This is a genomic window from Mesorhizobium sp. M0174, assembly GCF_040322275.1.
Classification (GTDB): Bacteria; Pseudomonadota; Alphaproteobacteria; order Rhizobiales; family Rhizobiaceae; genus Mesorhizobium.
This window is the reverse complement of the sequence record NZ_JAMYTB010000007.1, coordinates 206,994-233,006: the sequence shown is the minus strand read 5'-3', so window position 1 is coordinate 233,006 and position 26,013 is coordinate 206,994. Positions and strand designations below refer to the sequence as shown.

Annotated in this window: 21 protein-coding genes; 12 read left to right on the top strand and 9 right to left on the bottom strand. The window is 63.3% G+C overall.

The features are described 5' to 3' along the window. Positions 1 to 123 precede the first annotated feature (123 nt). The 4 genes from fdhF to NKJ13_RS17060 all read right to left on the bottom strand — a co-directional run bounded on the left by fdhF (position 124) and on the right by NKJ13_RS17060 (position 6,114). The gene (gene fdhF / locus NKJ13_RS17075; RefSeq protein WP_352739363.1) at positions 124 to 3,036 is read right to left on the bottom strand and encodes a formate dehydrogenase subunit alpha; all 2,913 of its coding nucleotides are present in this window, start codon (positions 3,034 to 3,036) and stop codon (positions 124 to 126) included. Between the two features lie 12 nt (positions 3,037 to 3,048). Further along, positions 3,049 to 4,605: a formate dehydrogenase beta subunit gene (locus NKJ13_RS17070; RefSeq protein ID WP_352739365.1), complete on the bottom strand. Its 1,557-nt coding sequence runs from the start codon at positions 4,603 to 4,605 to the stop codon at positions 3,049 to 3,051. Next, positions 4,602 to 5,081: a formate dehydrogenase subunit gamma gene (locus NKJ13_RS17065; RefSeq protein WP_352702411.1), complete on the bottom strand. Its 480-nt coding sequence runs from the start codon at positions 5,079 to 5,081 to the stop codon at positions 4,602 to 4,604. The genes NKJ13_RS17070 and NKJ13_RS17065 overlap by 4 nt, the downstream gene beginning before the upstream one ends. Before the next feature lie 133 nt (positions 5,082 to 5,214). Next, complete coding sequence (locus NKJ13_RS17060; protein ID WP_254816176.1) at positions 5,215 to 6,114, bottom strand: LysR family transcriptional regulator; 900 nt, start codon at positions 6,112 to 6,114, stop codon at positions 5,215 to 5,217. 193 nt (positions 6,115 to 6,307) lie between these two features. Here NKJ13_RS17060 and NKJ13_RS17055 point away from each other — a divergent pair, with 193 nt between their 5' ends. Continuing rightward, positions 6,308 to 6,949: a DUF47 domain-containing protein gene (locus NKJ13_RS17055; RefSeq protein ID WP_254816177.1), complete on the top strand. Its 642-nt coding sequence runs from the start codon at positions 6,308 to 6,310 to the stop codon at positions 6,947 to 6,949. Continuing rightward, a complete protein-coding gene (locus tag NKJ13_RS17050; protein WP_352506070.1) occupies positions 6,949 to 7,953 on the top strand; it encodes an inorganic phosphate transporter in 1,005 nt (334 codons plus the stop codon). The genes NKJ13_RS17055 and NKJ13_RS17050 overlap by 1 nt, the downstream gene beginning before the upstream one ends. A gap of 41 nt (positions 7,954 to 7,994) precedes the next feature. On the opposite strand, the gene NKJ13_RS17045 is transcribed toward NKJ13_RS17050, so the two are convergent. Beyond that, positions 7,995 to 8,372, bottom strand: coding sequence for a VOC family protein (locus NKJ13_RS17045; protein WP_352739415.1), 378 nt, complete (start codon positions 8,370 to 8,372; stop codon positions 7,995 to 7,997). A gap of 195 nt (positions 8,373 to 8,567) precedes the next feature. Between NKJ13_RS17045 and NKJ13_RS17040 the strand changes: the two genes are divergently transcribed. The 4 genes from NKJ13_RS17040 to chrA all read left to right on the top strand — a co-directional run bounded on the left by NKJ13_RS17040 (position 8,568) and on the right by chrA (position 14,280). After that, complete coding sequence (locus tag NKJ13_RS17040) at positions 8,568 to 9,752, top strand: Mrp/NBP35 family ATP-binding protein (protein ID WP_254816180.1); 1,185 nt, start codon at positions 8,568 to 8,570, stop codon at positions 9,750 to 9,752. A gap of 232 nt (positions 9,753 to 9,984) precedes the next feature. After that, positions 9,985 to 11,790 carry an IlvD/Edd family dehydratase gene (locus NKJ13_RS17035; protein WP_352739367.1) on the top strand — a complete coding sequence of 602 codons (1,806 nt, stop codon included), beginning with the start codon at positions 9,985 to 9,987 and terminating at the stop codon, positions 11,788 to 11,790. Positions 11,791 to 12,061: 271 nt separating this feature from the next. Beyond that, positions 12,062 to 12,895 carry a chromate resistance protein ChrB domain-containing protein gene (locus tag NKJ13_RS17030; protein ID WP_352739369.1) on the top strand — a complete coding sequence of 278 codons (834 nt, stop codon included), beginning with the start codon at positions 12,062 to 12,064 and terminating at the stop codon, positions 12,893 to 12,895. Next, on the top strand, positions 12,892 to 14,280 hold the full coding sequence (gene chrA / locus NKJ13_RS17025) for a chromate efflux transporter (protein WP_352739371.1): 1,389 nt from the start codon (positions 12,892 to 12,894) through the stop codon (positions 14,278 to 14,280). The genes NKJ13_RS17030 and chrA overlap by 4 nt, the downstream gene beginning before the upstream one ends. A 3-nt stretch (positions 14,281 to 14,283) precedes the next feature. Here the strand turns inward: chrA and NKJ13_RS17020 are convergent, their stop codons facing one another. Then, on the bottom strand, positions 14,284 to 15,873 hold the full coding sequence (locus tag NKJ13_RS17020; protein ID WP_352702402.1) for a trimethylamine methyltransferase family protein: 1,590 nt from the start codon (positions 15,871 to 15,873) through the stop codon (positions 14,284 to 14,286). A 192-nt stretch (positions 15,874 to 16,065) separates the two neighbouring features. Then, the gene (gene pdxR / locus NKJ13_RS17015; protein WP_352702400.1) at positions 16,066 to 17,559 is read right to left on the bottom strand and encodes a MocR-like pyridoxine biosynthesis transcription factor PdxR; all 1,494 of its coding nucleotides are present in this window, start codon (positions 17,557 to 17,559) and stop codon (positions 16,066 to 16,068) included. 5 nt (positions 17,560 to 17,564) lie between these two features. Here pdxR and NKJ13_RS17010 point away from each other — a divergent pair, with 5 nt between their 5' ends. The 3 genes from NKJ13_RS17010 to NKJ13_RS17000 all read left to right on the top strand — a co-directional run bounded on the left by NKJ13_RS17010 (position 17,565) and on the right by NKJ13_RS17000 (position 20,185). Then, positions 17,565 to 17,720: a hypothetical protein gene (locus NKJ13_RS17010; protein WP_254816186.1), complete on the top strand. Its 156-nt coding sequence runs from the start codon at positions 17,565 to 17,567 to the stop codon at positions 17,718 to 17,720. A gap of 93 nt (positions 17,721 to 17,813) precedes the next feature. Beyond that, positions 17,814 to 19,457 (top strand): glucose-6-phosphate isomerase, encoded by a 1,644-nt coding sequence (gene pgi, locus NKJ13_RS17005; RefSeq protein ID WP_352739374.1) that lies wholly within the window; start codon positions 17,814 to 17,816, stop codon positions 19,455 to 19,457. Positions 19,458 to 19,462: 5 nt separating this feature from the next. Continuing rightward, positions 19,463 to 20,185 (top strand): HAD family hydrolase, encoded by a 723-nt coding sequence (locus NKJ13_RS17000; RefSeq protein WP_352506078.1) that lies wholly within the window; start codon positions 19,463 to 19,465, stop codon positions 20,183 to 20,185. On the opposite strand, the gene NKJ13_RS16995 is transcribed toward NKJ13_RS17000, so the two are convergent. Further along, positions 20,169 to 20,903, bottom strand: coding sequence for a class I SAM-dependent methyltransferase (locus tag NKJ13_RS16995; RefSeq protein WP_352739376.1), 735 nt, complete (start codon positions 20,901 to 20,903; stop codon positions 20,169 to 20,171). The two genes, NKJ13_RS17000 and NKJ13_RS16995, sit on opposite strands and share 17 nt — an antisense overlap. 7 nt (positions 20,904 to 20,910) lie before the next feature. After that, positions 20,911 to 22,542: a long-chain-fatty-acid--CoA ligase gene (locus NKJ13_RS16990; protein ID WP_352739378.1), complete on the bottom strand. Its 1,632-nt coding sequence runs from the start codon at positions 22,540 to 22,542 to the stop codon at positions 20,911 to 20,913. A 16-nt stretch (positions 22,543 to 22,558) separates the two neighbouring features. Between NKJ13_RS16990 and NKJ13_RS16985 the strand changes: the two genes are divergently transcribed. The 3 genes from NKJ13_RS16985 to NKJ13_RS16975 all read left to right on the top strand — a co-directional run bounded on the left by NKJ13_RS16985 (position 22,559) and on the right by NKJ13_RS16975 (position 26,012). Then, positions 22,559 to 23,188, top strand: a complete 630-nt coding sequence (locus NKJ13_RS16985; RefSeq protein ID WP_352739380.1) for a hypothetical protein — start codon at positions 22,559 to 22,561, stop codon at positions 23,186 to 23,188. A 165-nt stretch (positions 23,189 to 23,353) separates the two neighbouring features. After that, on the top strand, positions 23,354 to 24,946 hold the full coding sequence (locus NKJ13_RS16980) for an ABC transporter substrate-binding protein (RefSeq protein ID WP_352739382.1): 1,593 nt from the start codon (positions 23,354 to 23,356) through the stop codon (positions 24,944 to 24,946). Positions 24,947 to 25,004: 58 nt separating this feature from the next. Continuing rightward, entirely contained in the window at positions 25,005 to 26,012 is a 1,008-nt protein-coding gene (locus NKJ13_RS16975) for an ABC transporter permease subunit (RefSeq protein ID WP_254816243.1), read from the top strand. The last annotated feature ends 1 nt before the right edge of the window (position 26,013 follow it).

The window sequence follows — 26,013 nt, the reverse complement described above, 5'->3', positions numbered from 1 at the left end:
GCGTCGCGTCGCACCTTTCGACTTTGGTGATTGGCGAAAGTCGAGATGACATCCAATTTCCCCCCCTGAGGGGGAGATGGCCGGCAGGCCAGAGGGGGGTACTCCGGCACGAAACCAAAACCGCTACTCCGCTGCTTGCAGCGGGGCGATGCGGCGGCTTTGCTTTGCCTGCTCGTCATAGTCGCGCTGCCATTCCGACGGGCCGTTGGATGCACCCACCTGCACCGCGGTCACCTTGTATTCCGGGCAGTTGGTCGCCCAGTCGGAGAAGTCGGTGGTGATGACGTTGGCCTGGGTGTCGGGATGGTGGAAGGTCGTATAGACGACGCCCGGCGACACCCGCTCGGTGATCAGCGCGCGCAGCGTCGTCTCGCCGGAGCGGCTGGTCAGCCGCACCCAGTCGCCGTCGCGCAGGCCGCGATTTTCGGCATCGTGCGGATGGATCTCCAGCCGGTCCTCGCTATGCCAGACCACATTGTCGGTGCGCCGGGTCTGCGCGCCGACATTGTATTGCGACAGGATGCGGCCGGTGGTCAGCAGCAGCGGGAAGCGCGGTCCGGTCCTTTCGTCGGTCGCGACGTATTCGGTGCGGATGAACTTGCCCTTGCCGCGCACGAAGCCGCCAATGTGCATGATCGGCGTGCCTTCCGGCGACTTCTCGTTGCAGGGCCACTGTACCGAGCCCACCCGGTCGAGAAGGTCGAAGGAAACGCCGGCGAAACTCGGTGTTGTCTTGGCGATCTCGTCCATGATCTGCGACGGATGCGTGTAGTTCCAGCCGAGGCCGAGCGCCTTGGCGAGCTCCTGCGTCGCTTCCCAGTCGGCATAGCCGCATTTCGGCTCCATCACCTTGCGCACCATGTTGATGCGGCGCTCGGCATTGGTGAAGGTGCCGTCCTTCTCGAGGAACGTCGAGCCGGGCAGGAACACATGCGCGTAGTTGGCCGTCTCGTTGAGGAAGAGGTCGTGCACGACGACGCATTCCATCGCGGCGAGACCGGCGGCGACATGCTTGGTGTCGGGGTCCGACTGCAGGATGTCCTCGCCCTGCACATAGAGCCCCTTGAACGAGCCATCGACGGCCGCATCCAGCATATTGGGGATGCGCAGGCCGGGCTCGTCGTCGAGCTTGACGCCCCACAGGCTCTCATAGATGGCGCGCACCGCGTCGCCTGAAATGTGGCGATAGCCGGGAAGCTCGTGCGGGAACGAGCCCATGTCGCAGGAGCCCTGCACATTGTTCTGGCCGCGCAGCGGGTTCACGCCGACGCCCGGCCGGCCGATATTGCCGGTCGCCATGGCGAGGTTGGCAATGGCGATGACGGTGGTCGAGCCCTGGCTGTGCTCGGTCACGCCGAGGCCGTAATAGATCGCGCCGTTACCGCCGCGGGCGTAGAGCCGCGCCGCGCCGCGTATGTCGTCGGGATCGACATTTGCAAGCTGGCCGACCACTTCCGGGCTATTTTCCGGCAGCGCCACGAACGATGCCCAGTCCTGGAACTCGTCCCAGTCGCAGCGCTCGCGGATGAAGGCCTCGTCGAACAGGCCCTCGGTGACGATGACATGGGCAAGTGCGGTCAGCATGGCGACGTTGGTGCCCGGCTTCAGCGGCAGATGGAACTGCGCCTCGACGTGGGCCGAGCGCACGATGTCGGTGCGGCGCGGATCGAGCACGATCAGCTTGGCGCCCTCGCGCATGCGCTTCTTCATGCGCGAGGCGAACACCGGATGCGCATCGGTCGGATTGGCGCCGATCAGCAGGATCACGTCCGTCTGCTCGATCGAATCGAAGTCCTGCGTGCCGGCGGAGGTGCCGAAGGTCTGGCCGAGACCATAGCCGGTCGGCGAATGGCAGACGCGGGCGCAGGTATCGACATTGTTGTTGCGGAAGCCCTGCCGGACAAGCTTCTGGACGAGGTAGGTCTCCTCGTTGGTGCAGCGCGAGGAGGTGATGCCGCCGATCGAGGTGCGGCCGTACTGGTATTGGATGCGGCGGAATTCATTCGCCGTGTGGGTGAGCGCCTCTTCCCACGACACTTCGCGCCACGGATCACTGACCCGCTCCCGGATCATTGGTTTCAGGATACGGTCCTTGTGCGTTGCGTAGCCATAGGCGAAGCGGCCCTTGACGCAGGAGTGGCCGTGGTTGGCCTTGCCTGCCTTGTAGGGCATCATGCGGATGACCTCGTCGCCCTTGACCTCGGCCTTGAACGAGCAGCCGACGCCGCAATAGGCGCAGGTGGTGACGGTCGAGCGCTCGGGCAGGCCTTTCGCCAGCACGGTCTTTTCCCTCAGCGCATCGGTCGGGCAGGCCTGCACGCAGGCCCCGCACGACACGCATTCGGAATCGACGAACGCCTCGTGCATGCCGGCCGAGACCCTGGATTCGAAGCCGCGGCCCTCGATGGTCAGCGCGAACGTGCCCTGCACCTCCTCACAGGCGCGCACGCAGCGCGAGCAGACGATGCACTGCGTCGGATCGTAGGTGAAATACGGGTTCGATTCATCGCGGGCGATGTAATCGATGGTCAGCGAGCCATGGCCGGGCGCCACGCCGTTTTCCTGCTTGACGTGGTTGCGGCCGTCCACGCCATAGCGGTTCTCGGTCAGGCCGACCGTCCTGACGACCTTGTCGAACTCGCTGGCGCCAGTGCCGGCCTTCTCGCCCCACGCCGCCGGATGGTCGGAGACGTAGAGTTCCATCACGCCGCGGCGAATGGCGTCTAGCCGGTCGCTCTGCGTATGCACGACCATGCCTTCGCCGACCGGCGTCGTGCACGAGGCCGGCGTGCCGCCGCGCCCGTCGATCTCGACGAGGCAGACCCGGCAAGAGCCGAACGAGTCCAGCATGTCGGTGGCGCAGAGTTTCGGGATTTCGACGCCCGCTTCCATCGAAGCGCGCATGATCGAGGTACCGGCCGGCACCGTTATCGACTTGCCGTCGACCGTCAGCGTTACCTTTTGTTCCGCTTCAGAGGCGGGTGTGCCGTAGTCGATTTCCTGGACCAGCGATTTGATGTCGAATGCCGCGTTCATGCCTGTCCGCTCCTATTCCGCTGCTTCGGCGACCGGCGTCGGCCGAAAGTCGTCCGGGAAATGGTTGAGTGCACTCATCACTGGATATGGGGTGAAGCCGCCGAGAGCGCAAAGCGAGCCGAACTTCATCGTGTTGCAAAGGTCGGTGACCAGCGCGATCTGCTTTTCCGGTTCGACGTTCTGGGCGAGCCGGTCCAGCACCTCGACACCGCGCGTCGAGCCGATGCGGCACGGCGTGCACTTGCCGCAGCTCTCGATGGCGCAGAATTCCATGGCAAAGCGTGCCTGCTTCAGCATGTCGGCGCTGTCGTCGAAAACGACGATGCCGGCATGGCCGATCAGCCCGTCCTTGGCGGCAAACGCTTCGTAATCGAACGGCGTGTCGAACAGCGCGCGCGGGAAATAGGCGCCGAGCGGGCCACCCACCTGCACCGCTTTGACCGGGCGTCCCGTCGCCGTGCCGCCGCCGATATCGTCGACGATCTCGCCCAGCGTCATGCCGAACGCCGCCTCGTAGAGACCGGGATACTTGACGTTGCCGGCAATCTGGATCGGGATGGTGCCGCGTGAACGGCCCATGCCGAAATCCTTGTAGAAGGCGGCGCCCTTGTCCATGATCACCGGCACCGAGGCCAGCGAGATGACGTTGTTGATCACCGTCGGTTTGCCGAACAGGCCCTTATGCGCCGGCAGCGGCGGCTTGGCCCGCACCTGCCCGCGCTTGCCTTCGAGGCTGTCAAGCAGCGCGGTCTCCTCACCGCAGACATAGGCGCCGGCGCCGACGCGCACTTCCATGTCGAATGAATTGGCCGAGCCGAGCACATTGACGCCGAGCACGCCGGCCTTGCGGGCGATCTCGACGGCCTTCTGCATCACCGCCACCGCATGCGGATATTCGGAGCGGATATAGATGAACCCCTTCGTCGCGCCGGTGGCGATGCCGGCGATCGCCATGCCTTCGATCAGCACGAAAGGGTCGCCTTCCATGATCATGCGGTCGGCGAACGTGCCGGAATCGCCTTCATCGGCATTGCAGACGATGTATTTGCGGTCGGCCGACGTATCGAGCACCGTCTTCCATTTGATGCCGGTCGGGAAGCCGGCGCCGCCACGACCGCGCAGCCCGGACTCGGTCACCTGTTTGACGATGTCGGCCGGCGTCATCGCCACTGCATTCTGCAGGCCGTTCAGCCCGCCATGCGCCTTGTAGTGATCGAGCGACAGCGGATCGGTGACGCCGCAGCGCGCAAAGGTCAGCCGCGTCTGCCTGGCCAGGAATGGGATCTTGTCGGGAGCGCCGAGCCAGCGCTTGTGGTGACCGCCGGTGAGGAAGCCGCAGTCGAACAGGCTTTTGACGTCGGATGGCTTCACCGGCCCATAGGCGACACGGCCATTGGCCGTTGCCACCTCGACCATCGGCTCGAGGAAATAGGCACCGCGCGAGCCGTTGCGCACGATCTTGGCCTCGATGCCGCGCTCGGCCAATTCCGCCCGAACCGCCTTGGCGACCTTTTCCGCACCCAGCGCCAGCGCGCCGGAATCGCCGGGAATATAGATACGCGGGATCATGAGCGCACCTCGGCAACGATTTCATTGAGCTTTTCGTCGTCGAGCCGCCCGATCACCTCGCCGTCCAGCATCGCCGACGGCGAGCAGGCGCAAAGGCCGAGGCAATAGACCGGCTCCAGCGTCACCGAACCGTCGCGGGTTGTCTCGTGGAAGCCTATGCCCAGCAATGATTTGAGCCTGGCGGCAATCGCATCCGAACCCATCGACTGGCAGGCTTCCGCCTGGCAGAGCTTCAGCACATGCCGGCCGGCCGGCTGGCTGCGATAATCGTGATAGAAGGTGACGACGCCATGCACCTCGGCCCTGGAGATGTTCAGCGCCTCGGCGATGACCGGCAGCGCATCCTGCGGCACATAGCCGAACTCTTCCTGTATGCCGTGCAGGATCGGCAACAGCGGGCCTTCGAGGCCTTTCAGCTCGTGGATGATCGCCGCGGTGCGCGATGCGATCTCGGTACTTGCAGGCTGCATCGTCATGCAGCGCCCTCCCTGGTCGTGGCGGTCTTCCGCTAAGTGCTTAGGAAATCAGAGGAAACCCGCTAAATCAATAAAGCCGATCCGTTGCTCGATAGAAATTTTCTATCGTTCGCGATCACCAGCATTGTCTAGCCTAGCGACGGGTGCGGAAATCGTCCGCCAGCGCCATTGCCTCGTCCAACAGCGCCGAGACCAGCGGCGTGTGCGGTTCGCGCGGCGCCGCCACCAGCCCGACGGTGTGGCTGGCATCCGGTTCGACGATCGGGATAGCCCGGATCGGCTCGGAAAAGCCGAACGTTTCCGCAAGGTTAAGCGGCATGATGGACGACCATTTGCCGGTGCGGATATGCGAGAACAGCACGATCATCGAGTTGGATTCCAATGTCGGCCGCACCTGCACGCCGGCTTCGGCCAGATGCTGGTCGATGATGCGGCGGTTCTGCATGTCCGGCGTCAGCAGGCAGAGCGGCAGCTGACTGAGCTCGGCCCATGTCACTTTGTCGCGGTCGAAATACGGGTTCCCGACGGCGGTGATCAGCTGATAGCGCTCGTCGTAGAGCGGCACGCTGGTGACGCGTCCGAGCGGCTCGTTGTCGAGATAGGTAATGCCGGCGTCGATATCGAAATTGCCGAGCAGCGACAGCACCTCGATCGAGGTCCGCGACAGCACCGAGAAGGTGACGCCGGGGTGTTTTGCCCGAAACGGCGTCGTCAATCGCGCCACCATGGCCAGCGCCGTCGGGATCGCCGCGATGCGGATACGCCCTGACAGGCCGTGACGCGCCGCCCGCATCTCCTCGCGCATGGTCCTGCTATCGCCGACGATGCGGCGCGCCCACACCAGCACCTGTTTGCCTTCCGGCGTCAGCCCCTGGAAGCGCGAGCCGCGCAGCACCAGCATCACGCCGAGCTGGCCCTCCAGCTGCTTGATGCCGGCCGAAAGTGTCGGCTGGGTGACGCCGCATACTTCGGCCGCCCGGCCGAAATGCTCTTCCTTGGCAAGTGCTATGAAGAATTCCAGCTTGTCGATCATGCCGTCGGGAGCCTGTCACGGACGATATGTCCTGTCGTAGCGCGCAAGGTCGTGGAAATCGCCTTCGGCCGCAAGCCGCCTGTGTAAATCGTCCGCATCCACATCTTTCAGCCGGCTTACTGTTTCCCGCAATGGAATGCGGCGCTATGTGGATCAGACGGGGTCGTGGACTGGACACGATGGGAGACCGAACATGCTGGGCTGGTTCCGCAAGCTTTTGCCGCGCGAAGATCGCTTCTTCGACCTGTTCGAGCGGCATTCCCGCACCGTGGTCGGTGGCGCCGAGGCACTGCAGCAGCTGTTGCAGGGCAACGACATCGACCGCTGGTGTCAGACGATCATCGATCTCGAGGACGAAGCCGATCAGATCACCGCGGAGGTGCTGCTTGCGGTGCGGCGCTCCTTCATCACGCCCTTCGATCGCGGCGACATCAAGGACCTGATCCAGTCGATGGATGATGCCATCGACATGATGCACAAGACCGTCAAGACGGTAAGGCTGTTCGAGAAGAAGGAATTCGACCCGCTGATGCAGGAAATGGGAGGCGTCATCGTCGAGGCCGCCAAGCTGGTGGCCGAGGCGATCCCGCTGCTCGGCAAGGTCGGGGCGCACACGGTGCGCCTTAATGCCATCGCCGAGGAAGTCATGCGCGCCGAAGGCCGGGCCGACGACCTGCACGAGCAAGGCCTGAAGGACCTGTTCAAGCGGCATGGCCGCAGCGACCCGATGGCCTATCTGATCGGCAGCGAGATCTACGGCCAGCTGGAGAAGGTGGTCGACCGCTTCGAGGACGTTGCCAACGAAATCAGCGGCATCGTCATCGAGAACGTATAGTGGAAGCCGCGATAGCCTTTCCCGTGCTGGTCGGCCTTGTCGTCGTCGCGCTGTTCTTCGATTTCCTCAACGGCCTGCACGATGCCGCCAACTCCATCGCCACCATCGTCTCCACCCGGGTGCTGCGGCCGCATTATGCGGTGTTCTGGGCGGCCTTCTTCAATTTCATCGCCTTCATGTTCTTCGGTCTCCACGTGGCGGAGACGCTGGGAACCGGCATCATCGACGCCAGCATCGTCACGCCGGCAGTGATCTTCGCAGCACTTGTCGGCGCCATCGTCTGGAACATCGTCACCTGGCTCGTCGGCATCCCGTCCAGCAGTTCGCACGCGCTGATCGGCGGTCTGGTCGGCGCCGGCGTCGCCAAGGCAGGCACCGGCGCCATCGTCTGGGCCGGGTTGGGCAAGACCACGGCGGCCATCGTGCTATCGCCGGCGGCAGGCTTTCTGCTGGCGCTCGTCCTGATCCTCGCGGTCTCCTGGCTGTTCCTGCGGCAGACACCGTTTGCCGTCGACAGCACCTTCCGCGTCATGCAGTTCTTTTCCGCCTCGCTCTATTCGCTCGGCCATGGCGGCAACGACGCGCAGAAGACCATGGGCATCATCGCCGTGCTCCTCTATTCGCAAGGCATGCTCGGCGCGAATTTTTACGTGCCGCTGTGGGTCGTCATCACCTGTCAGTCGGCGCTGGCGCTGGGCACATTGTTCGGCGGCTGGCGCATCGTCCACACCATGGGCTCGAAGATCACCCGGCTGAACCCGATGCAGGGTTTCTGCGCCGAGACCGGCGGTGCGATTACCCTGTTCGCCGCCACCTGGCTCGGTATTCCTGTATCGACCACGCACACGATCACCGGCGCCATCATCGGCGTCGGCGCCGCCCGCCGCGTCTCCGCGGTTCGCTGGGGCATTGCCGGCAACATCGTGGTGGCATGGATCGTCACCTTGCCGGCAACCGCGGCGATCGCGGCTCTCACCTACCTCGCGGTCGGCCTGGCAAAGTGATGTGAACGGGCCAGCGTCTGGAGCCGCCTCTGGCGCGGCGACTACCTGTCCACAAGGTTCAGGATGTTGCCGTCCGGATCCTTGAACCACGCGACCTTCATGCCCTGGCCGACATGGACATCGCCCTCCAGCGCCAGGCCTGGCATGTCGTAATGCTCGAAGGTCACGCCCTTCGATTTCAATGCCTCAACGATTTTGCCGAGTTCATCGCCGACCGTCCAGGTCACAGCCGTCGCCTTGTTGGTCCCGGCGAAGTTCGAACGATACACGTTGATGCTGGTGTCGCCGCTCTTATAGACGATCAGTTCACCACCCTCATTGTTCACTTCTTTCAGGCCGAGGACCCCTTCGTAGAATGCCCTGGCCTTGGCCAGGTCCTTCACAGCGAGATTGGCCGTTGCGTTGCTGTTTGCGAGCATGATTCGTCTCCTTCCCTGGCGGTCATTCCATGTCCACTGAAATAGGTTGCGTTGACGATTTGGCGACGGCCACTCCCGCTGGAAATGCTGTCGTATGGTCGCTTCCTCCCCGATACGCCGCTGCAACTGTTGGTCCATCGCTTGGTTCTGTTCCGGAACTGCATTATCTGGAGCGGAAAAGTAGAGGAAAAACTCATGCCCGCCGCCCATGAAAACGTGACCAAGGAAATGGTTATCGAGCGCCTGAAGACGGTCAATGGGCCGGATTTCACCGGCAATATCGTCGACCTCGGCATGGTTTCCGAGATTTTCATTGCCGATGCCAAGGTGTTCTTCTCGATCACCGTTCCCGCTGCCCGTGCCCAGGAGATGGAGCCGCTGCGTGCGGCGGCCGAACGTGTCGTCAAGGCGATCCCCGGTGTCGCCGGCGCCGTGGTCGCGCTGACGGCGGAAAAGAAGGGCGGCGGCATGGAGGCGCCGGTTCCGCAAAGACCGGCTCAGAGGCCCGCTCCATCGGCTGCACCTGCGCGTCCCGCCCCGCAGGCGCCTGCCTCGCACAGCCAGGGCAAGCGCGGCGTACCCGGCATCGAGGCCATCATCGCCGTCGCTTCCGGCAAGGGCGGCGTCGGCAAGTCGACCACCGCCGTCAATATCGCCCTTGGGCTTGCCGCCAACGGGCTGCGGGTCGGCGTGCTCGATGCCGATATTTATGGCCCTTCCATGCCGCGTCTGCTCAACATTCGAGGCAGGCCGCAGACCGTCGACGGCAAGATCCTGAAACCGATGCAAAATTATGGCCTCAAGGTCATGTCGATGGGCTTTCTCGTCGATGAGGAGACGCCGATGATCTGGCGCGGGCCGATGGTGATGTCGGCATTGACGCAGATGCTGCGCGAGGTCGAATGGGGACCGCTCGATGTGCTCGTCGTCGACATGCCGCCCGGCACCGGCGACGCCCAGCTGACCATGGCCCAACAGGTGCCGCTGGCCGGCGCCGTCATCGTCTCGACGCCACAGGACCTGGCCCTGATCGATGCGCGCAAAGGCCTCAACATGTTCAGAAAGGTCGACGTGCCGCTATTGGGTATCGTCGAAAATATGAGCTATTTTCTCGCCCCCGATACGGGAAAACGCTACGACATCTTCGGCCATGGCGGCGCGCGCCGCGAGGCCGAGCGTCTCGGGGTCACCTTCCTTGGCGAAGTGCCGCTCGAGATGGGCATCCGCGAAAGCTCGGATGCTGGCACGCCGGTGGTGGTCTCGAAACCCGATGGCGCCGAGGCGAAAATCTACCGCGACATCGCCGCCAAGGTTTGGGACCGCGTCAATGAAGAGCGCGGCGCGGCCGAGGCTGCAGTGCCGAGCATCGTGTTCGAGTGATGCGGATGTCCTCCCCCAAGTGGGACCTTGAGGGGAGGGCGGCCGGAGGGGCTAGGTCCGCGGCGACACGTTCCAGCTTTTCCGGGATAGCGCGGCTGACAAACCACGATCCCGTCTAGCGCGGAGGCAGATGTGTGTCTATCGCACCAAAGTGCGGATTCGGATGGCGCGTGCCCCTTGCCTGCTCCCGCGCGTTGTCATATCGATTTGTCATACAAATACGGAGACCACGATGGCAGGCGCCCCCACCAGCAAGAAAAAATTTCGCTCGCAGGAGTGGTTCGACAATCCCGACAATCCGGGCATGACGGCACTCTATTTGGAACGTTACCTGAATTACGGGCTGACGCGGGCCGAACTGATGTCCGGCAAGCCGCTGATCGGCATCGCGCAGACCGGCTCGGACCTGTCGCCCTGCAACCGCCACCACATCGAACTGGCCAAGCGGGTGCGCGAAGGCATTGTCTCGATGGGCGGCATCCCTTTCGAGTTCCCTTGCCACCCGATCCAGGAGACCGGCAAACGGCCGACTGCTGCACTTGATCGCAACCTTGCCTATCTCAGCCTGGTGGAGGTGCTCTACGGCTATCCGCTCGACGGTGTGGTGCTCACCATCGGCTGCGACAAGACGACGCCGGCCATGCTGATGGCCGCGGCCACCGTCAACATCCCGGCTATCGCGCTTTCGGTCGGGCCGATGCTCAACGGCTGGCACAAGGGCAAGCGCACCGGCTCCGGCACTATCGTCTGGGAATCGCGCCAGCGCCTGTCGGCCGGCGAGATTGGCTATGACGAGTTCATGGATATCGTTGCCTCCTCGGCGCCGTCGACCGGCTATTGCAACACGATGGGCACCGCCACCACGATGAATTCGCTGGCCGAGGCGCTCGGCATGCAATTGCCGGGCTCGGCCGCTATCCCCGCCCCCTATCGCGAACGCGGCCAGATCGCCTACGAGACCGGAAAGCGCATCGTCGACATGGTGCATGAGGATCTGAAGCCCTCCGACATCATGACCCGTAAGGCCTTCGAGAACGCCATCGTCGTCAACTCGGCGATCGGCGGCTCGACCAACGCGCCGATCCACCTCAACGCCATCGCCCGCCATCTCGGCGTGCCGCTCGACAATGACGATTGGCAGAAGGTCGGCCTCAACATACCGCTCATCGTCAATCTGCAGCCGACGGGCGAATATCTCGGAGAGGACTATCACCATGCCGGCGGCGTGCCGGCCGTGATCGCCGAACTGATGAAGGGCGGCCTGCTGCCCTATCCGGAAGCCACGACCGCTAACGGCAAGACCATCGGCGACAATTGCCGCGGCGCCGTTAACGAGAACCTCGACGTCATCCGCCCGGTTGCCGAGCCGCTGAAAGCCAATGCCGGCTTCATCAATCTCAAGGGCAATCTGTTCGATTCGGCGATCATGAAGACCAGCGGCATCTCGCCCGAGTTCCGCGAGCGCTATCTGTCGAACCCGAAGGACCCCGAAGCCTTCGAGGGCAACGCCATGGTCTTCGACGGCCCCGAGGACTATCACGCCCGCATCGACGACCCGGCACAGGGCATCGACGAGCACACCATCCTGTTCATGCGCGGCGCCGGTCCGATCGGCTATCCCGGCGGCGCTGAAGTCGTCAATATGCAGCCGCCTGCCTATCTGATCAAAAAGGGCATCCACGCGCTGGCCTGCATCGGCGACGGTCGCCAGTCGGGCACGTCGGGCTCACCATCGATCCTCAACGCCTCGCCGGAAGCCGCCATCGGCGGCGGCTTAGCACTACTGAAGACCGGCGACCGCGTCCGCATCGACCTGCGCAAGGGCACCGCCGACATCCTCGTCAGCGACGACGAGATCGCGCGGCGCCGCGCCGAGCTGCAGAACAATGGCGGCTATCACTATCCGAAGCACCAGACGCCCTGGCAGGAAATCCAGCGCGGCATGGTCGACCAGTTTTCCGAAGGCATGGTGCTGAAGCCGGCGGTGAAATACCAGGATGTGGCGCATACAAGCGGCGTGCCGAGGGACAATCACTGACCAGGGTCCATCGCACGGGCCAGCCGTCAGGTCGCCGGTGTTGCGGTCACCTCATTTCTCCCCGTTAACAGCCCGCTAACGGGGAGAAATGCCCGGCACAGAGTTGGACGCCATCGTTTGTCAAAAACGATTGTCCTGCGACAGCAGGGACAAATGCTTGACAAGCGAGCGTGACAAATCCACGATCATCGCAAGGGGTGCATCGCGACGACCCCGTGAGGCGTCAGCCCAACGTTCGCGTCCAAGCTTCTCTTTCAAGGAGGTGGACGCCATGCCGTCAACAACCGCTATCACCGTATCGCAACTATCCCGTCTGATTGGGCTGCCAGGTGCGCCCGCAGTCATCGACGTCCGCATCGATGATGACTACAACTCCGATCCGCGCCTGCTGCCGGGGTCGGATCGGCGTGATTTCAGGACTGTCTCGAACTGGGCTGCCGACTTCGCCGGCAGGCAAGTGACAGTCGTCTGCCAGCAGGGGAAAAAGCTCTCGCAAGGCGTCGCCGCATGGCTGCGCCACGAGGGCATAGCCGCCGAATCGCTCGACGGCGGGTTTGAAGCATGGCGCGATGCCAAGGGCCTTCTCGTTCACGCCGACAAGATACCGCCCGTTGACGCCAAGGGCCGCACCGTTTGGGTGACGCGTACGCGCCCGAAGGTCGATCGCATCGCCTGCCCTTGGCTGATCCGACGCTTCATCGATCCGCACGCGGTCTTTCTCTTCGTCGAGCCGGCTGAAGTGTCGGCCGTCGCCGATCGCTTTCAGGCCGTGCCTTTCGACATCGAGAACGTGTTCTGGAGCCACCGCGGCGAACGCTGCACCTTCGACACCATGATCGAGGAGTTCGGGTTTAAATCCGAAGCGCTCGATCGCCTGGCCACGATCATACGCGCTGCCGATACTGCGAGCCTCGATCTTGTTCCACAGGCGGCCGGGTTCCTGGCCGCCTCGCTTGGCCTGTCACGGATGTTTCGCGACGATCTGGAGCAGCTCGAGGCCGGCATGCTGCTCTACGATGCGTTCTTCCGCTGGTGCCGCGATGCCACCGAGGAGACGCATAACTGGCCGGCCGCCGGCGCAGTCAGCACGGGCAAACCATCGTGAGCGCCGTCCTTTCGAAAAAGCCGGCGGAGATCCGGGAGCCGGTTGTGCCGAGCTTCCGGCAGGCCGTGAAGGTCTGGGCGAAAATCGGGGTGCTCAGCTTTGGCGGCCCGGCCGGGCAGATCGCGCTCATGCACAAGGAACTGGTCGAGGACCGGCGCTGGATCGGCGAACAGCGCTTCCTGCATGCGTTGAACTACTGCATGCTGCTGCCTGGCCCTGAGGCCCAGCAGCTCGCCATCTATATCGGCTGGTTGCTGCACAAAACGGTCGGCGGCCTTGTTGCCGGCATTCTCTTCGTCATGCCGGGCGCGCTTGTCATGCTCGTCCTGAGCAGCCTCTATGCGCTCTATGGCGACGTACCACTCGTCGCGGCGCTGTTTTTCGGGGTCAAAGCGACCGTGCTCGCCATCGTCATCGAGGCGGTGATCCGGATCGGCAGACGCGCGCTGAAAAACCCCGTCATGGTGTCGATCGCACTCGCCGCCTTCATCGCCATCTACGCGTTGAACGTGCCGTTTCCGCTGATCGTCCTGCTTGCCGGGCTGGCAGGCTGGATCGGCAACCGTAGTGCGCCGGCATTTTTTTCCGGCGTCTCGCATGGCAAGGGCGATGTTCCCGACGTTAAGGGCGCGGTCGATCTGATGTTCGAGCGCGGCGAACTGACCCACGTCAGGCCGACGCGATGGCATGCGCCGCGCACTTTGGCGATCTGGCTACCGATCTGGCTCGGGCCTGTTCTGCTCGTCTGGGCTGTCACCGGCTCTGCCAGCGTATGGACGCAAATCGGTGGCTTTTTCAGTGTCATGGCGGTCGTCACCTTCGGCGGCGCCTACGCCGTCCTTGCCTATGTCGCGCAGGCAGCGGTCGAATCCTTCGGCTGGCTCGCCCCGGGTGAAATGGTCGACGGCCTCGGACTTGCCGAAACCACGCCGGGTCCGCTCATCCTGGTCTTGCAGTTCGTCGGCTTCGTCGCCGCCTTCCGCCACTCCGGCGCGCTCGCGCCGCTTCTTGCCGGATTGTTTGGAGCGCTGCTTACGCTGTGGGCGACGTTTACCCCATGTTTCCTGTGGATATTCCTTGGCGCGCCCTACATCGAAGCGCTGCGCGGCAACAAGGCACTGTCGGCGGCGCTCGGTGCGATCACCGCCGCCGTCGTCGGCGTCATCATGAATCTCGCTCTATGGTTCGGCTTGCACGTCATCTTCGGCGAAGTGCGCAATGTCGGGCTTGGAATGGACGTGCCGGTGCTTTCATCGATAGACTGGCGCGCGGCGCTGCTTTCCTGTGCCTCGATGATCGCCATCCTGAAGCTGAAGATCGGCATGCTGCCGACGCTCGCCGGATCGGCACTGGCCGGTGTCTTGTTGCTGGCTGCGAGCGGGTAACGCTCAGCCGCCCATTCTGTCGCGCGGCAGCTTGATCATATCGCCGAAGCGGGCGCGCAATTTGTCGTCGACCGGTTTTGGCACATGGCGCGGGAAGCGTTCGGCAAGCACGCGTTTCTTCTCGATGATCGCCCGTTGCAGGATATCGGGCCTGCCTTTCTCATTCCATTCCTTCGGCGAAAAGCGGTCGCCGACGGCCGGATAGAAATATTCGGTCTGCATCAGCCGCAGCGTCTGCTCGTTGCCGAGATAATGGCCCGGCCCTTTCAGGCAGACATCGGCAATGGTGTCGATCGACAGCGACTCGTCCGTCACTTCGATGCCGCGCACGCAGCGCAGGCAGTGGCCGAGCATGTCATTGTCGATGATCAGGCTCTCCAGGCAGAAGCCGAGCAGCGAGGCATGCATGCCGGCCGACTCATAGACCAGGTTGAGGCCGGCGAGACCGGCCATCACGTCGGTTATGCCCTTTTCGTAGCCGGACTGAATGTCAGGCAGTTTCGAATCTGTCATGCCGGCGGCCGAACCGCCCGGCAGGTCGTAGAATTGCGCCATCTGCGCGCAGGCCGCGGTCAGCACCGCCTGCTCGGCCGAACCGCCCGACATGGCGCCGGTCCTGAGATCCGAGACAAACGGCCAGGTGCCGAAGATCGCTGGATGGCCGGGCTTGATGGCGTTGACGTAGATGAGGCCGACGAGCACTTCGGCGACCGCCTGCACCACGGCGCCGGCAATCGCCGCCGGTGCCGTCGCACCCGCCTGTCCTGCCGACAGCAGCAGGATCGGAATGCCGCCCTCGACACAGGCTTCGAGAACGCCGCAGGCGTCCTCGGCAAATTTCATCGGCGGCACGACGAAGCAGTTCGAATTGGAGACGAAAGGCCGGGCGCGAAAATTCGCTTCGCCGCCCGCGATCGCATAGAGCATGTCGAGCGCCGGCTTGACGTTCTCGCGCACGGTAAACGAGGTCCCGACATGCTTCGACGTGCCCATGACGCAGGCGTAGAGCGTGTTGAAATCCATATCGAGCGGGTCGGGAATGTCGCGCGGCACCATTGGCCGCTGGAAGAAATGGATGTTGTCGAGCCCTTCGACCAGGCGCGCGGCATCGTAAATGTCCTGCAGCAGCGACTCGCGATACTCACGCTTTTCGACATCGACAAGATGCACCGCAGCACCAGCCGTGCCGTAATGCACACGCTTGCCCTGGATCACCATGTCGTGCTTCGGATCCTGGCCGTGCAGGGTGAAATGCCGCGCCGCTTTCTTGATGGTCTCGAGCACAAGGCCGCGAGGAAAGCGCAGGCGGCCGTCCTCACCGAGGGTCGCGCCCGCCTTGGTCAGCGCCTCGATGCAGGAGGGGATGGCATTGGCGAAGCCGACCGTCTCCAGAAGGGTAAGCACGGCCTCGTGGATACGTTCGCAATCGCTGCCGCTGAGCGGGCTGTAGCTTCCGCCTTCGAGGCCGGCGCGCACCGGCTTGACGTCGTCGGCAAGCGGCGCCGCCCGCATGGCGCGGCGCGCCTCGCGCCCGCCGGACCGCCGCGAACGCTGGTCTGCGGACACGTCCTGCTTCTCATGGGCCATTGGCATGAAGGCACTCCAACTTTAGCTGCGGAGCGGGCGCGGCGGTTGGTCCACCATCTGCCTGCTTCGTCCCCTATACTCCGACTATGCCGCCGGCATTGGCACAGCCTATGTGCCAGCCGATCCCGTCGCATATGCCAAGGAGCTAAAGAACCGGAGCCGCACTACATGCGCCAGGCTCCGGTCGGGGAAGGGAGATCAGGCCGCTGCCGGCCTGCGTCCAGCTGCCGTCGCCAGTTCGCGGATGCCGGGTTCGATGTGCTGCAACGCGATCGAGGAAATGCCCAAGCGCATGAAACGCGATGGCTTTTCGGTACGATCGAAGAAGCGGTCGCCGGGCTCGATGATGACGCTGCGCGAGGCTGCGGCCTCCGCCAGTCCGCGCGAATCGGTGCCGCGCGGCCCCTCGAGCCAGAGCGACGTACCGCCGGCCGAATCGGTCGAGCGCCATTCAGGCAGGAAGGCGGAAATCGCATGGACCAGACGCTTGCGCCTCTCGTCGAAGGCGCTCGACAGCCGCCGCACCAGCGCCTCGTGATGGCCGAGCGACAGGAAGAGCGCCACGGCGCGCTGGTTGTTGGCCGGCGGATGGCGCAGCATGAAGCGGCGCAGCGCCCGAAGCTCGGAGATCAGCCCGGCCGAGGCGACGATGTAGCCGAGCCTGAGGCCGGGAGCCAGCGTCTTCGACATCGAGCCGACGTAGACGACGCGGCCGGACCGATCGAGGCTCTTCAGCGCCTGCTGCGGCGCCTCGTCCAGGAGCTGGCTGTCATAGCCGTCCTCGATGATGATCTGGTTGTGCCGGTTGGCGCGCGCCAGAAGATCCTGCCGCCGCTCCGCCGACAGCGGCACCATGGTCGGGCAATGGTGGCTGGGCGTGACGAAGACGAAGCCGGAATCACTGGGAATGGCAGAGGTTACGATGCCGGAGGGGTCGACTGGAACCGGCTGGATATCGGCGCCGGCCAGCCGGAAGATCGAGCGTGCATCGGGATAGCCGGGGTCTTCCATCGCCACCTTGGAGCCCTTCGTCATCAAAAGCGTGGCCAGCATGTAAAGCGCGTTCTGCGCGCCCAGCGTCACGATGATCTCGTCCGGATTGGCGAAGATGCCGCGCCGCGGCAGCAGCCGGGCCTGGATCTGCTCGATCAGGAGCGGATCGTCGCGGTCGACCATGTCGGATGCCCAGTTGCGGATTTCGAGCACCGCCAGCGCCATGCGGTTGCACTCGCGCCATTCGGCGGTCGGGAACAGCGCCGGGTCGAACTGGCCGTAGACGAAGGGGTAGGACGACTTGATCCAGTTGTCGTGCTTGGCCGGCGGCGGCATGTCGCTCGCCGCGATCTGCCGGCGCGCCTTCCAGTCGATCTCGTTGGCCTGGTCGGGCGCCTTCTGGTGCGGCTTGGCCGGCGTCGCCAGCACCTCGGGATTGACAAAATGGCCGCGGCGCTCGCGCGCCACCAGGAAGCCCTGGTCGACCAGCTGCTGGAAGGCCAGCACCACGGTGCCCCGCGCCACGCCGAGTTTTTCGGCAAGAATCCGGCAGGACGGAAGCGGCATCGAAGCCGCGATCTGCCGGTCGAGGATGGCGGCGACGATCGCCTGGCGGATCTGCGCCTGCAGGGTCTGACCGGAGTCCGCCGAAATCCGGAACAGGCCGGACCATATGGCCGTGTCGTTTCGCTGTGGCATGGGAGATGTTCCTCGATGGCCAGCTTTTTTCACTTGGCTGGACCAGTCGAATGTACCGGTGGCACAAGGTGTTGCGCCAATCAATTTTTCTGATCGCTGGGATTTATGCCAGTGATCCTTTGCGCCGGCCCGCGCTGCGCTGCGGCATCGCTGCGCATTGAAACAGATGGAATTCGACCCGATAGTTTGCCGCGACGACACGCGCCGGAAACATCCGGCCTGATAAGATGCACCTCAAGAACCGGAGCGAGGCAGTGGATCAACCGTCCTTTCAAAAGCAGCTCGGCGCGTTGCGCGATCATCGTGCGGCCAAATCGGGCTCGATGCGCGAGGCTTTCGCCGCCGATCCGCAGCGCTTCGCGAAATTCTCCGCCAGCGACGGCGACGTGCTGCTCGACTGGTCGAAATGTGCGGTCGATGCGCGGACGATGGAGTTGCTGGAGAAGCTGGCTGAGGCCGCCGACCTCGAAGGCCGGCGCGACGCGATGTTTGCCGGCAAGAAGATCAATGTCACCGAAGGCCGCGCCGTGCTGCACACGGCGCTGCGCAACCTGACCGGCAAAGGCATCGTGCTCGACGGCCAGGACGTGAAGGCGGAAGTCCTTGCCGTACTCGACGCGATGGGTGCCTTCGCCGACGCGGTGCGTTCCGGCAAGGCGGCCGGCGCGACCGGCAAGAAGATCACCGACATCGTCAACATCGGCATCGGCGGCTCCGATCTCGGCCCTGCCATGGCGACGCTGGCGCTGGCGCCCTATCATGACGGGCCGCGCGCGCATTACGTATCCAATATCGACGGTGCCCATATCCACGACACGCTGAAGGGTCTTTCCGCCGAAACCACCCTGTTCATCATCGCCTCCAAGACCTTCACCACGGTCGAAACTATGACCAATGCCGAGACCGCGCGCGGATGGGTTGAGAAGGCGCTCGGCAAGGAAGCGGTCGGCAAGCATTTCGCCGCCGTCTCGACGGCGCTCGACCTGGTCGACAAGTTCGGCATCGCGCCCGATCGCGTCTTCGGCTTCTGGGACTGGGTTGGCGGCCGCTATTCCGTCTGGGGTGCGATCGGCCTGCCGGTGATGATCGCCATCGGCCCGAAGGATTTTCGCGCCTTTCTCGACGGCGCCCATGAGATGGACGAGCATTTCCGCACCGCGCCGCTGGCGAAGAACCTGCCGGCGCTGATGGGGCTGATCGGCTGGTGGCACCGCGTGATCTGCAAATACCCCGCTCGCGCCGTCATCCCTTACGATCAGCGTCTGTCCAGGCTCCCGGCCTATCTGCAGCAGCTCGACATGGAATCGAACGGCAAGAGCGTCACCCTGGACGGCGGCGCTGTGACGACGCCGACCGGCCCGCTGGTCTGGGGTGAGCCCGGCACCAATGGCCAGCACGCCTTCTTCCAGCTTCTGCATCAGGGCACCGATTTCATTCCGGTCGAATTCCTCGCCGCTGCCGTCGGCCACGAGCCGGAACTGAAGCATCACCACGACCTTCTGCTCGCCAATTGCCTGGCGCAGTCGGAAGCCTTCATGAAGGGCCGCACACTGGAGGAAGCCCGCGCACAGATGCTGGCGAAAGGCATGAAGCCGGCTGATGTCGACAGGATTGCTCCGCACCGCGTCTTCTCCGGCGACCGCCCCTCGGTGACGATCCTCTACAGAAAGCTCGACCCCCACACGTTCGGACGGCTGATTGCGCTCTACGAGCACCGCGTCTTCGTCGAAGGCACGCTGTTCAACATCAACTCCTTCGATCAATGGGGCGTCGAACTCGGCAAGGAACTGGCGACCGGGCTGCTGCCCGTCGTTGAAGGCAAGGAGAACGCCGCAAAGCGGGACGCCTCGACTGCCGGACTGGTGGAATACATTCACCGCTTGCGCGGCCCGGAGTGAAAAGCTTGGCGGACATCAAGGGAATATTGTTCGACAAGGACGGCACGCTCGTAGATTTCAACGCGACATGGCTGGGCATCGCCGACTTCATGGCGATGGATGCGGCCGAAGGCGATCGCTGGAAAGCAGACAGGCTGCTTGCGGCGGCGGGCTTCGACTTCGCCAGCAAGCGCTTCAAGCCGGATTCGATTTTTGCCTCGGGGACCAACATGGACGTCGTCGAGCTGTGGTTTCCACGGCTGTCAGACGAGGACCAGATGCTTGCCGTCGCCCGCTTCAACGCCATCACTTCGGCGCAGGGATCGGCAATGGCGGTGGCGCTGCCGGGTGTGGTCGAGACGCTTGGCCTGCTTCACAGAAAATCCTACCGGCTTGGCGTCGCCACCAACGACTCGACCAGCGGCGCGGAAAAGACCTTGGTCACTCTCGGCGTCGCGCAGCTTTTCGACGCCGCCTATGGTTACGATGCGGTGGCCAATCCAAAACCGGCGCCGGATACGATCCTTGCCTTCTCGGATCTGACAGGGCTCAGGCCGGCGACGATCGCAATGGTCGGCGACAATCGCCACGATCTGGAGATGGCGCGGGCCGGCGGCTGTGGCCTGGCGATCGGCGTGCTGTCCGGCACCGGCACACGGGAATCGCTGTCGCAGATCGCCGACGTCATCCTCGATTCAGTTGCCGATCTGCCCGATTTTCTTGCGGCCCGAGTCAGCGAGACGGTCTAGACTCGCAGCTAAACTGTCCGAACGAGAACACGCCACTCGGTTTCATCGCCGCATTCCTGCCTTCGCCGACATCCGCCACCTCGTATTCGGCCAGCAGGCGAAGCCGCGAGCGGGGCAGATAGGCGCGGCCCGGATCGCCGACCAGCACCTCGATGCCGGCAGCGAGGCAGCGGTCGAGGAAGGGAACGACCCGGCCGGCAAGATCATGGGCGTAAAACAGGTCGCCGACCACCACGACATCCACCGGTGGCGGCGGACCGCTGGTTATGTCCCCGCCGATCGTCGCAATCACAACGCCGTTCGCCATCGCATTGAGGCCGATCGCGGCAACGCCGTTGCGGTCGATCTCGGCCGCGATCACCGCGCTTGCGCCGGCTTTTGCCGCTGCGATGCCGACGAGGCCCGAGCCGGCGCCGAGGTCGAGCACGCGACGGCCGGTCACGGTCTCCGGCCGGTCGAAAATATAGCGGGCGAGCACCGCGCCGCCGGCCCAGACATAGGCCCAATACGGTGGCTCCGGTTCAGGTCCGTCTTCTTCGGTAGCGTGTTGGTTCCACTCGACAAGCCGCCTGAGCCCGCTTCCCGGATGGGCGGTGTAAAGCCGAATTTCGGGAACCGCAGGTACTGCCGCGATCCGCATGTTCGCCCGGATGAACTCTGCCGGATCTGGGCGCGAGCCTATACCCACCGCATTGGCGCCGGCGATGCAATCGCTCAAGCTGCGCCTAGCCCCGCAACGCCCGTCGCAGGATCTTGCCGACCGGTGTCTTGGGCAGCTCGGTGCGGAACTCGATATGCCTGGGGCGTTTGTAGCCGGTCAGGTTCTCTTTGCAATAAGCCGCCAGCGCTTCGGCGGTCAGCCCAGGGTCCTTCTTGACGACGAACAGCTTCGGCACTTCACCCGAATGCTCGTCCGGCACGCCGATCGCCGCCACTTCGAGTACGCCCGGATGCTGCGCCACCACTTCCTCGAGTTCGTTCGGATAGACGTTGAAGCCGGAAACCAGGATCATGTCCTTCTTGCGGTCGACGATCTTGGTGTAGCCAAGCTCGTCCATGAAGCCCATGTCGCCCGACTTGAAGAAGCCGTCCTCAGTCATCACCTTGGCGGTCTCGTCCGGCCGGTTCCAGTAGCCGGCCATCACTTGCGGTCCGCGGATGCAGATTTCGCCGACTTCGCCGAGCGGCAAATTGTTGCCGTCGTCGTCGCGGATGGCGATCTCGGTCGAGGGCAGCGGCAGGCCGATCGTGCCGGTGTAAACGCCGTCGCTGAATTTGTTGATGGTTGTCCCCGGTGAGGTTTCGGTAAGCCCATAGGCCTCGCTGATCGGGCAGCCGGTCAGCGCCTTCCAGCGTTCGGCGATGGCCCTCTGCACCGGCATGCCGCCACCCAGCGTCAGGATCAGCGGCTTGAAATCGAGCTTGCGAAAATCCTCATTGTTGAGCAGCGCATTGAACAGCGTGTTGAGGCCCGGAAAGATGTGGATCGGGTATTTCTGCAGCTCTTTGACGAAGCCGGGAATGTCGCGCGGATTGGGGATGAGGACATTCTGTGCGCCTTGCTGCATGCCTACCAGCACGTTCGCCGTCAGCGCAAAAATGTGATAGAGCGGCAGCGCGCAGAGGAAGTTCAGATGCGCCGGCTTAGGCTTGACGGTAAAGGCGTCTTCAGCCCACAGCGCGTTCTGCGCGACGTTCGCCAAAATGTTGCTGTGCAAAAGCATCGCGCCCTTGGAGATGCCGGTCGTGCCGCCTGTGTATTGCAGGAAGGCGATGTCGTCGGCCGCGACCTTTGCGGGCCTGAAGGCCATGCCGGCGCCTGCCTTCAGCGCGGCGCTGAATTTGACATGGCCGGGCAGCGACCATGCCGGGACCATCTTTTTGACGCGGCGTACAACGAAGTTGACGATCGTTCCCTTGAGCCCGCCTAGCATGTCGCCCATCGAGGCGACCACGATATGCTTGACTGCGGTCCTGGCGATCACCGCCTGCAGGGTGCAGGCGAAATTTTCGAGGATGACAATGGCTTGAGCGCCGGAATCCTTGAGCTGGTGCTCCAGCTCGCGCGGCGTGTAGAGCGGATTGATATTGACCACGACATAGCCGGCGCGAAGCACTGCCATGATCGCCACCGGATATTGCAGCACATTCGGCATCATCAGTGCGACGCGCGCGCCCTTCTGCAGCCCCGTTGATTGCAGATAGGCGCCGAAGGCGGCCGACTGTCGCTCGAGGTCGGCATAGGTGATCGATTTGCCCATGCAGACGAAGGCCGGCCGATTCGCAAACTGCTTGCACACGGTGACGAGAAAGTCGCCGATCGAGCTGGCGGGCAGGGCGCCGATCTCGGCCGGCACGATCTTTGGATAACTCTTGAGCCACGGTTTTTCCGGCAGGCCGGCGGCCAGCGACGTGATCGCCTTTGGTAATCTCTTGGCCGGACCTGCCGACGGTCGGGGCGCTGTCGGCACTGCCTTCGCCGCCGGCTTGGCGGCAGACTTTGCAGCAGGCGCCATCTTGCGGGTTGCCGGTTTAGCAGCCGTTCCAGCCGTGGTCTTCGCCGCCAGCTTCGCGCTTGCCTTCGCGGTAGCCGCCGGCTTGGCGTCGGCCGCTTTTGACTTGACTGCTTTCGATGTTGCCTCGGCCTTTGCTTTCGCCGCGCTGGTTGTCTTTGCCGGTTTTGCCACCTGTCGCTCCCTCAATCGTTTCTTATTGTTTTCGGCATGCTTGCGCGCCACCACCGCCCTGATCAACAAAGATATCCCAACGCTTGCCGCGATGCCCGAAACCCGGGAAAATCCGGCACGCTGCCCATCTATCTATGTATTGCCACAAGCGGCGGCCATGCAAGCCTTCGCCACCAGGAGTGCGGTAAGACTTGCCGTCAAACCTCTCGGCCGCGACCGGTTTTCGGACGCGCGTCTCTTGAACCGAAAGGCTCGATTCCCACAATTGGCGGCATCGCCGATCAACAAAAAATTGAAGTCGCTAATAATGTCGTGATCTGCGGATTCGGCTCGTTTTTTCCACAATTTGCCGCGTGCCGGAATTTTTTTCTGCTTCCCGTGGGTTAGGCAAACAAGCAGTTCCAAAGCTAGAAAAACGGTGCTTATATGCGGCCTTCGCGAGCCTGATAGAGGGGCTTGGAAGAACATCAGGGAGTGCTCAATGAAAAAGAAACTGACTTTTGCAGCCGCGTTGCTGGCTGCAAGCGTCCTCGGCGGCATGGCCAATGCAAAACAACTGATTTATTGCTCGGAGGCTTCGCCGGCCGGCTTCGACCCGTCGCCATGGAGCGGCGGCAACGACTTCGACGCCTCGTCGCGCACCATCTATTCGCGCCTGGTCGAGTTCGAGCATGGCAAGACCACCATCTCGCCCGGCCTGGCAGAGAGCTGGACGGTTTCCGACGACGGTCTCGAATACACCTTCAAGCTTCGCCCGGGTGTGAAATTCCAGACGACCGATTATTTCACGCCGACGCGCGACCTCAACGCCGACGACGTGATCTTTTCCTTCGAACGCCAGTGGAAGAAAGAAAGCCCGTGGTACAGCTATCTGGAAGGCACCGGCTGGGAATATTTCACCGGCATGGGCTTCCCCGATCTCCTGAAGGAAATCGTCAAGGTCGACGACCTGACGGTGAAATTCGTGTTGAACAAGCCTGAAGTCGCGTTCCTGCCGGACCTCGGCATGGATTTCGCCTCGATCGTTTCCAAGGAATATGCCGACCAGCTCGACAAGGCCGGCACCAGGCAGCAGTTCACCCAGAAGCCGGTCGGCACCGGTCCGTTCCAGTTCGTCGACTACCAGGTCGACGCGGTCATCCGCTACGCGGCATGGGACGGCTACTATGGCGGCCGCCAGAAGATCGATGATCTGATCTTCGCCATCACGCCCGATCCCGCCGTGCGCGCGCAGAAGCTGAAGGCGGGCGAATGCGATATCATGTCGTACCCGGCGCCAGCCGACATTGCCGGACTGCAGGCCGACACGAACCTCAAGGTCGATGAGCAGGAAGGCCTGAATATTGGCTACATGGCCTACAACACAACGCAGCCGCCCTTCGATAAGGTTGAGGTCCGCAAGGCCCTCAACATGGCGGTAAACAAGAAGGCGATCATCGACGCGGTCTATCAGGGCGCCGGCACGCCGGCCATCAACCCGATCCCGCCGACCATGTGGTCCTATAACAAGGACATCAAGGACGATCCCTATGATCCAGAGGCGGCCAAGAAAATGCTGGCCGACGCCGGCGTCAAGGATCTGTCGATGAAGATCTGGGCTATGCCGGTCAGCCGCCCCTACAACCCGAACGCCCAGCGCGTTGCCGAGTTGATCCAGGCCGACTATGCCGCCGTCGGCGTCAAGGCGGAGATCGTCAGCTACGAATGGACCGAGTATCGCCAGCGCGGCAAGGCTAAGGATCGCGACGGCGCCTTCCAACTGGGCTGGACCGGTGACAATGGCGATCCGGACAACTTCTTTTTCCTGCTCGGTTGCGATGCCATCGGCCAGTCCAATTATGCGATCTGGTGCAACCAGGAATTTGAAGCCTTGCTGAAAAAAGGCAAGGCAACGACGGACGTCGCCGAGCGCACCAAGATCTACGAGGAAGCTCAGGTGGTGTTCAAGCGTGAGGCTCCGTGGCTGACCATCGCCCACTCCAAGGTCTTCATGCCGATGAACAAGAAGGTGTCCGGCTTCGTTATGGACCCGCTCGGCATTCATCGGTTTGACGGCGTCGACGTCACCGAATAAGTCCTGAGAAATTGAACGGCGGCGCTGGACTTCCCGCGCCGCCGTTCTATGAAGCAAGATGCTCCGTTATCTCCTCCACAAGCTCGCTTTGATCATCCCGACCGTGTTCGGCATATCGCTGGCGGCGTTCGCTTTCGTCCGGCTTCTGCCCGGCGATCCCATCCTGGCCCTGGCCGGCGAGCGCGGCGTCAGCCCCGAACGCTACGCCCAGCTCATCGAGCAGTTTGGCTACAACCGGCCCTATGTCATCCAGTACCTGGAATATATCGGCAGGGTCCTCACCGGCGATTTCGGCATATCCATTGCCACCAAGCGGCCAGTGCTCGGCGAATTCCAGGCGCTGTTTCCGGCCACGCTGGAACTGGCGACGGTGGCGTTGATCATCGCCATCCTGCTTGGCATCCCTGCCGGCATTTTCGCTGCGGTCAAGCGGGGCTCCTGGTTCGACCAGGCGACGATGGGTGTCGCGCTGACCGGCTATTCGATGCCGATCTTCTGGTGGGGGCTGCTGCTCATTATCTTCTTCTCCGGCTATCTCGGCTGGACGCCGGTTTCCGGCCGTATCGGCCTGCAGTATTTCTTCAGGCCGACGACCGGGTTCATGCTCATCGACAGCCTGATCTCCGGCAGGAGCGGCGCTTTCAAATCCGCCGTCAGCCATCTGATCCTGCCATCGATCGTGCTGGCGACGATCCCGCTCGCCGTCATAGCGCGCCAGACGCGCTCGGCGATGCTCGAGGTGCTGGGCGAGGACTATGTCCGCACCGCGCGTGCCAAGGGCCTGGCGCCGCGCCGTGTCATCGGGCTGCATGCTTTTCGCAACGCGCTGATCCCAGTGGTCACCACCATTGGACTGCAGGTCGGCACGTTGATGGCAGGCGCCATTCTGACCGAAACCATTTTTTCCTGGCCAGGCATCGGCAAATGGATGATCGACGCCATCGGCAAGCGCGACTATGTCGTCGTGCAGAGCGGATTGCTGATCATCGCGCTGATCGTCATGGCGGTGAACCTGATTGTCGACGTGCTCTACGCCGTCATCAATCCGCGCATCCGGGTGCAGTGAG

Bases quoted from the DNA above. Each gene is read 5' to 3' on its own strand.
- NKJ13_RS17065 (WP_352702411.1), bottom strand. From the start codon at position 5,081: ATGACGATGCAGCCTGCAAGTACCGAGATCGCATCGCGCACCGCGGCG.
- NKJ13_RS16980 (WP_352739382.1), top strand. From the start codon at position 23,354: ATGAAAAAGAAACTGACTTTTGCAGCCGCGTTGCTGGCTGCAAGCGTC.
- pdxR (WP_352702400.1), bottom strand. From the start codon at position 17,559: ATGCCACAGCGAAACGACACGGCCATATGGTCCGGCCTGTTCCGGATT.
- NKJ13_RS17030 (WP_352739369.1), top strand. From the start codon at position 12,062: ATGCCGTCAACAACCGCTATCACCGTATCGCAACTATCCCGTCTGATT.
- NKJ13_RS17055 (WP_254816177.1), top strand. From the start codon at position 6,308: ATGCTGGGCTGGTTCCGCAAGCTTTTGCCGCGCGAAGATCGCTTCTTC.
- NKJ13_RS17045 (WP_352739415.1), bottom strand. From the start codon at position 8,372: ATGCTCGCAAACAGCAACGCAACGGCCAATCTCGCTGTGAAGGACCTG.
- NKJ13_RS16975 (WP_254816243.1), top strand. From the start codon at position 25,005: ATGCTCCGTTATCTCCTCCACAAGCTCGCTTTGATCATCCCGACCGTG.
- NKJ13_RS17060 (WP_254816176.1), bottom strand. From the start codon at position 6,114: ATGATCGACAAGCTGGAATTCTTCATAGCACTTGCCAAGGAAGAGCAT.
- NKJ13_RS17070 (WP_352739365.1), bottom strand. From the start codon at position 4,605: ATGATCCCGCGTATCTATATTCCCGGCGATTCCGGCGCGCTGGCGCTG.
- fdhF (WP_352739363.1), bottom strand. From the start codon at position 3,036: ATGAACGCGGCATTCGACATCAAATCGCTGGTCCAGGAAATCGACTAC.
- NKJ13_RS17035 (WP_352739367.1), top strand. From the start codon at position 9,985: ATGGCAGGCGCCCCCACCAGCAAGAAAAAATTTCGCTCGCAGGAGTGG.
- NKJ13_RS17040 (WP_254816180.1), top strand. From the start codon at position 8,568: ATGCCCGCCGCCCATGAAAACGTGACCAAGGAAATGGTTATCGAGCGC.
- NKJ13_RS17010 (WP_254816186.1), top strand. From the start codon at position 17,565: ATGTTCCTCGATGGCCAGCTTTTTTCACTTGGCTGGACCAGTCGAATG.
- NKJ13_RS17020 (WP_352702402.1), bottom strand. From the start codon at position 15,873: ATGCCAATGGCCCATGAGAAGCAGGACGTGTCCGCAGACCAGCGTTCG.